Origin of the sequence: Roseateles sp. (assembly GCF_044373315.1) — a bacterium.
GTDB lineage: Bacteria > Pseudomonadota > Gammaproteobacteria > Burkholderiales > Burkholderiaceae_C > JACDQM01.
In genome coordinates this window covers 1-5,034 of the sequence record NZ_JBILQK010000161.1, presented here as the reverse complement: position 1 = coordinate 5,034, position 5,034 = coordinate 1, and the positions used below count along the sequence as shown (strand labels likewise).

General features: G+C 62.7%; 5 protein-coding genes. 1 reads left to right on the top strand and 4 read right to left on the bottom strand.

The window, feature by feature from the left end:
* Positions 1-404: 404 nt before the first annotated feature.
* Positions 405-2,192: a phosphoenolpyruvate--protein phosphotransferase gene (gene ptsP, locus ACIQ67_RS19470; protein WP_397536030.1), complete on the bottom strand. Its 1,788-nt coding sequence runs from the start codon at positions 2,190-2,192 to the stop codon at positions 405-407.
* A gap of 108 nt (positions 2,193-2,300) precedes the next feature.
* Here ptsP and ACIQ67_RS19465 point away from each other — a divergent pair, with 108 nt between their 5' ends.
* Positions 2,301-3,146: a GNAT family N-acetyltransferase gene (locus ACIQ67_RS19465; RefSeq protein ID WP_397536029.1), complete on the top strand. Its 846-nt coding sequence runs from the start codon at positions 2,301-2,303 to the stop codon at positions 3,144-3,146.
* Positions 3,147-3,168: 22 nt separating this feature from the next.
* On the opposite strand, the gene ACIQ67_RS19460 is transcribed toward ACIQ67_RS19465, so the two are convergent.
* The 3 genes from ACIQ67_RS19460 to ACIQ67_RS19450 form a co-directional block, all read right to left on the bottom strand.
* A complete protein-coding gene (locus ACIQ67_RS19460) occupies positions 3,169-3,438 on the bottom strand; it encodes an HPr family phosphocarrier protein (protein WP_397536028.1) in 270 nt (89 codons plus the stop codon).
* Entirely contained in the window at positions 3,417-3,857 is a 441-nt protein-coding gene (locus ACIQ67_RS19455) for a PTS sugar transporter subunit IIA (RefSeq protein WP_397536027.1), read from the bottom strand. Before ACIQ67_RS19455 ends, ACIQ67_RS19460 begins: the two co-directional genes overlap by 22 nt.
* Before the next feature lie 7 nt (positions 3,858-3,864).
* Positions 3,865-5,034: MFS transporter (locus ACIQ67_RS19450; RefSeq protein ID WP_397536026.1), on the bottom strand; the 1,170-nt coding region annotated here is incomplete at its 5' end.

The following is a 5,034-nucleotide window of genomic DNA, read 5'->3' as shown; positions in this document are numbered from 1 at the left end:
ATCTTCAAACGCCCACGCTTATCGGCTGTGAATTCTTAAAGAACATCGCAACTGCTTTCGCGTCGCGTCGCTAATCAGTGATCAGCGAAGAGGTGAGATTATGACTCGCTTTTGATTCGCTTGTCAAGCTCGTCTGAAATATTTTTCAAATCCGCTTTTCTCCACCACCCTGCACCCAACCCTGCCAGCACCGCTTTCGCGACACCTGCTGTGTTCAGCGCAGCCTTAGATTATGGCACAGGTTTTGGAGACTGTGCAACATCGGCGGTCGTTTCGTTAGAGAACACATGCTGCGGGCCGCCGCAACCTTGTCGCCGCATGAGGGTTGTGGGGCCTCGCAGCGCTCAGCCGCTACCGCGCCGGTGTGGCATCGTTACTGCATTGCCGTCTGTCCGGCGAAGGCTCTATTGAAGAGTGGTCCCTCGGTGCCTCTGGCCCGCAAACGCGAGCTCGGCAACCGCTGCCGGATCTTCGCTCCCGAGTATCTGTTCCACTGCTGCAGACAAACGTGCTGCATCTGCGCGGAGAACTCGCTGCTTCACCGTCGGGATCTGCGACGGGTGCATTGAGAAGCTTCGCAGCCCCATGGCCAGCAGGAGGTCAGTGAAGGCGGGGTCCCCGGCCATTTCACCGCACACGCTGACAGAGCGGCCCGCTTGGCGAGCCTGCGCAATCGTCGAAGCGATCAACTGAAGCACAGCCGGATGCCAAGGGTCGTACAAATGCGCTACAGCTTCATCGGCGCGGTCAATGGCCAATGTGTATTGAATCAAGTCGTTCGTGCCGATCGACACGAAGTCCACATGAGGCAAAAGCAGGGGCAACATCACAACTGCGGCCGGTATTTCGATCATCACGCCCAAATGGACATGGGTATATGCATGACCGGAATCCGTCAGCTGTTGCTTGACGCGCGCGATTGCTTCTTGAATCTGGCGAATCTCGGAGAGATGCGCAACCATCGGGATCAACAGTCTGATCTTCCCAAACGCACTGGCCCGATAGATGGCTCGCAGCTGCTGGCGGAACATGCTGGGCTCGGCAAGACTCCAGCGAATGGCTCGCAGCCCCATCGCCGGGTTGAGCACATGCTCGTGCCGCAACTCACTGGGGCTCATACGATCCAAAGGCTTGTCGGCACCAACATCGACGGTGCGAATGGTGACCGGCATGCCTTGCATGGCTTCCACCGCGGCACGGTACGCCTCGAACTGCTCATCCTCGCCTGGCAACTCCCCACCGCGATTCATGAAGAGGAACTCGCTGCGAAACAACCCAACTCCCGTTGCCCCCGCTTCGACAGCCGCCGGCGCGTCGCCAGGCAGTTCGATATTGGCGTGGAGTTCGATTCGCTCACCATCAAGCGTCACTGCCGGCGTGTGGCGCAGACGAGCCAGGCGCGCACGTTCCAGTTCGCTCTGCCGCTGGCGAAAGCGGTACTCCTCGAGCACGATCGGCGACGGATTCACGATAACCGCACCGACATCTCCGTCGATGATGACCCAATCGTCTTGCCGAATCAGGCGGGATGCTTCGCGGGTTCCGACAACCGCCGGAATGTCCATGCTGCGGGCGACGATCGCCGTGTGCGAGGTCTTTCCGCCGATGTCGGTGATGAATCCGTGGAACACACTGCGCTTGAACTGCATCATGTCCGCGGGGGCGATATCGGCCGCCACGAGCAGCAGCGGGTCTTCGCCAGCAAAGTCACGCTGAGCGACACTGGCTGCATTGCCCTGGCCCTTCCCCTGCTCCCGGGCCAAAGCTCCCAGCACCCGCTCGACAACCTGCTCCAGGTCTGCTTTGCGCTCGCGCAGGTATTCGTCCTCCATCTCGTCAAACTGACGCGCCAGCACCTCAAGCTGTGCCGATAGGGCCCATTCAGCGTTGTAGTGCCGCTCGACGATCCATTGCTTGGTAGCGCCGGTCAGTGCCTCATCGTGGAGCAGCATCAGATGAACATCAAGGAGCGCCGCCAACTCTTGAGGCGCATCGCCGGGAAGATCAACCTTGAGCGTCTCGAGCTCACGGACGACTTCATCGCGCGCACGCAAGCAGCGCTCGATTTCGCTGGCCACACTGGCGTCGTCAATGAAGTAATGCGCCACGTCGATTCGACTCGACGCCACCAGCACAGCACGCCCTATGGCCACGCCGCGCGAAACCGGAATGCCGAAGACCTGGAAGCTCATGCACTGACTGTAGCAGCGCTGCAGCTTCATCATCCCGTCACGCGCCCGTCACGGCAGCGTCACCGCAGCGTCCGAGCATGACAGGCGTCATCCACAGACGAGGTTGCCATGAGGGACATTCCGCTGCCCACACTGCCGTTCTCTGAGCTGCGCACCGAGACTGCGCTCCGGAGGTCACTTCCAGCGCCGCAACTGGACAACACCCCTCAAGCTCTCTCGCGGCCTCAGCTGGATGTGGCATGGGCTCGCACGCAGGACGAGGTCCGCGAAGCCCAACGCCTGAGATTCGCGGTTTTCGCCGGAGAAATGGGCGCGCAGCTGACGCCACCGCCTGGGACTCCTGCCGGACACGACGCCGACCGGTTCGACGACTACTGCGAGCACCTGATCGTGAGAACTCACGAAACGGCTGACCACGCAGGCCTCGTGATCGGCACCTATCGCGTGCTGACGCCTGCTGCAGCCGACCGCGCCGGCGGCCTTTACAGCGAGACCGAGTTCGACCTCTCACCGCTCAGCGGCCTTCGATCACGGATGGTGGAGCTGGGCCGGTCCTGCGTGCATCCCGATCACCGCTCCGGCGGCGCGATCATGGCTTTGTGGGGGGCCTTGGCCGAGTTCATGTTGCGCAACAAGCTCGACACCATGATCGGTTGTGCCAGCGTCAGCATGCGGGACGGCGGGCATTACGCAGCCAGCTTGTGGAAGCGCCTGGAACAAACCCAGATGGCTGCGGCGGAATGGCGAGTCAGCCCCCACCTCGCATTGCCTGTTGACGACTTGCGCCACGATCTAGAAGTGGAGCCTCCGCCTCTGATCAAGGGTTATCTGCGCTGCGGCGCGCGCGTGCTGGGTGCCCCGGCCTGGGACCCGGACTTCAACACGGCCGACCTGCCGCTGATGATGCGCATCGCTGACCTGCCATCACGCTATCGTCGCCACTTCCTGGAATGAGCGCGGGCATCAGCCGCAGCACTCACTCACCCTCGCCGAACTTGTCGTTCACAAGTGCGGTGAGGGCTTGCTGCGCCTGTGCCTCATCCGCACCATCGGTCTCCAACTCGACCTGAGAGCCCATCCCTGCGGCCAGCATCATCACACCCATGATGCTCTTGGCATTGACGCGACGGCCGTTACGGCTCAAAAACACTTCGCACTGGAAGCCGCCCGCCAGCTTGGTCAGTTTGGCGGAGGCACGGGCATGCAGGCCCAGTTTGTTGCTGATCAGGAGAGTGGACTTGAGCATCGGCAGCTATCGCACGGGGGATTGGAAGAAGGGTCGGGCTCGGCCTTGACAATGCCCTTGACGCCGCCCTCGGAGGCTCGGGCCACCAGTTCCGCCAGGGGCTCGTTTGAATAGCAGAGCGTGCGCCAGAGCATCGGTACATTCACACCGCTGACCACCTGCACATGGCCTGAATCGTCCAGCAAGCGCCGGGCGGCATTGCAGGGCGTCGCGCCAAACACATCTGTCAACACCAGCACCTCGGCATGCCCCGCGGTGCTCAGCAAGGCGCGCGCGCGCGCCTCCACCTCGTCGACCGACATATCCGGCGTCACATCGAGGGCGGTGACCTGCGGTGCACAGTTGGGGAAGGTGTGCTCCGCCACCGTCGCAAGCGCTGAGGCAAGCGGGGCGTGGGCGATCAACAGCAAACCGGTCATGGCGAGATTATCGTCCGGCTCGTGCCCATATGGCGCCGGGCATGACAAACCAAAGATAAGCAAGCGCGAAGCCCGCAGCCAGCACGGCAAACGCCCCCTGAAACGCCGCCGGGGTACTCCAGCCGTTCGCCAGCAAGGCATCCACGGCAAGACCGATGCCCCACTGCACCGCGAACACACCGACAAAGATCACTAGGTTGAAGGCTGAAAGTGCTCGCCCAGCCAAGCGCGCGTCAAAAGCCTGGCCGACGGCCGGCTGAGACAAGGTCACCACCGAGGTACCCATGCAGAACAGCGCCCAGGCCCAGACACCGCTGCGCTCGCCCAGCCCCACGGCCAGGAGCAGGCAAGCCAGCCCAACCGGCAGCAGCCCCTTGAGCAATCTGAGCGCGCCCCAGCCATGCGCAGCAAGTCTTGGCATCAGCAAGCCCCATGCCAGAAAGGTCAGCAGCATCGCCAGGTTCAGGAAGAACAGCCCCTGCGCTGCCTCGGCCTGACTCCAGCCGCAGACGCGGGTCAGCCACGGCCCCGCCCAGAGCGACTGCACGGCCACCATGCCGCCATACGGCAGCAGCGCCAGCGGCAGCATGCGCACGAACAGCGGGTCACGGAAGACCTGCCGATAGCTGCCTGTCTTCGTCTCAGACGCTGCCATCGGGGCGTCGCGCGGGATCAGCAGCTGCAGACACACCATCGCCAACAGCAACAACGCCGCCAGCAACCAGAACAGGCCACGCCAACCCAGGCTCGGCAGCAGCCACTGCACAGGCAATGTCGAAGCCAACATGCCCAGCGAACCCGTCATCAGCATCCATGAGTTCGCCCGCATCTGCGCAGCAGGCGAGAAGCGCTGCCGGAAGGCCGTCAGCGGCGCCATCAGACAGGCCGACACGCCCACTCCGATCAGCACACGTGTGAGCATCAGGCCAGTAAAGCTTTGCGCAAGCGCAAAGCCGACACACCCCAGTACCCCGATGGACAGAAGCACCAGCAGCACGCGCTTTGAGCCCCACCGGTCCAGCGCACTGCCCAGCGGCAGCTGCATCGCAGAGAACCCCAAGAAGTAGGCGCCCGCCAGCAGCCCCAGATCAGATGCAGCCAGATCAAGCTCGGCGCTGAAGACGGGCGCCAGCGTCGCGGTCACCGCTCTGAGCAGTGCCGAAAAGAAGTAGGCAAA

Bases quoted from the DNA above. Each gene is read 5' to 3' on its own strand.
- ACIQ67_RS19460 (WP_397536028.1), bottom strand. From the start codon at position 3,438: ATGCTCAAGTCCACTCTCCTGATCAGCAACAAACTGGGCCTGCATGCC.
- ACIQ67_RS19455 (WP_397536027.1), bottom strand. From the start codon at position 3,857: ATGACCGGTTTGCTGTTGATCGCCCACGCCCCGCTTGCCTCAGCGCTT.
- ACIQ67_RS19465 (WP_397536029.1), top strand. From the start codon at position 2,301: ATGAGGGACATTCCGCTGCCCACACTGCCGTTCTCTGAGCTGCGCACC.
- ptsP (WP_397536030.1), bottom strand. From the start codon at position 2,192: ATGAGCTTCCAGGTCTTCGGCATTCCGGTTTCGCGCGGCGTGGCCATA.